The organism is Acetobacter sp. DsW_063 (assembly GCF_002153745.1).
GTDB lineage: Bacteria > Pseudomonadota > Alphaproteobacteria > Acetobacterales > Acetobacteraceae > Acetobacter.
The window spans coordinates 1-887 of the sequence record NZ_JOPL01000039.1 but is presented as its reverse complement, the minus strand read 5'-3'; the positions used below and the strand labels follow the sequence as shown (position 1 = coordinate 887).

General features: G+C 53.9%; 1 protein-coding gene. It reads left to right on the top strand.

The features are described from left to right. The first annotated feature begins 7 nt into the window (after window positions 1-7). Window positions 8-178: a helix-turn-helix domain-containing protein gene (locus HK28_RS07210; protein ID WP_369823622.1), complete on the top strand. Its 171-nt coding sequence runs from the start codon at window positions 8-10 to the stop codon at window positions 176-178. Window positions 179-887: the final 709 nt, after the last annotated feature.

The following is an 887-nucleotide window of genomic DNA, read 5'->3' as shown; positions in this document are numbered from 1 at the left end:
GGAAGGCATCGCGCGCGCCAGGGCAGAGGGCAAGTATCAGGGCCGGGCGCCCACGGCCCGCGCCAAAAGCAGTCAGGTTCAGAATCTGGCGCGAGACGGCGTAGCCATTACCGAAATCAGCCGGCGTCTGGGGATCAGCCGCAGTTCCGTCTATCGCTGCCTCGGGCGGGATTTCTAGGCCCGGTCCCTGCGCAAAGAGCGCGATGTGACGACGCAGGACGCTGCGCTCCATCCCGCCTGCACATCGCATCGGGCAACCTGCAAGGCTCAGCGCAACACACCGAAGAGGACGGTCCGTGCGCGCGGGCAGCGCGGTGATTTTCTTCCCGCAAAATGGAGCAACCGGGCGGGAAAAGCGGCGTATTTATGCAATATATATATAGTTCATAACGCTTCAGGTGTGACTGATATCGTGCGGTCAGCGCGTGGCGGATGTCCCCGAGATTTGTACGATCCGCAGAATACTGCCGAATTTCAACGCTCGTGAGTTACACATTTGATAAAAGTGTAAGCTGTAAGGGCAAAATGTGTAACTCGAATTTCAATTTCAAATCATACACTTAAGAAACCCGGTTACATATTTACACCTCTTACACCTTTTTTCGAACAACGGTGAGAAAGAGGTATGCAGACGCACATCTGCTTACAGATTATTTATTCTCGAAGCGCATGTATTGGGACCCTGCGCCGGCAGGGGGGCGGGTCAAATCTTGAGGGGCGATCCGGGGCCTCAACCGCGCCAGTCTCACGCGCAGATTTTTTGCCGGATATGAAAGAAATCAAGTTCTCAAAGAGTCGGGATCGATGTGATTCAAAAGAGTCCGGATTGAGTCCGGAAACTCGACTGCCGCAGTTCGATCATCTGCCGAATTTTGAAAATTTGTAGA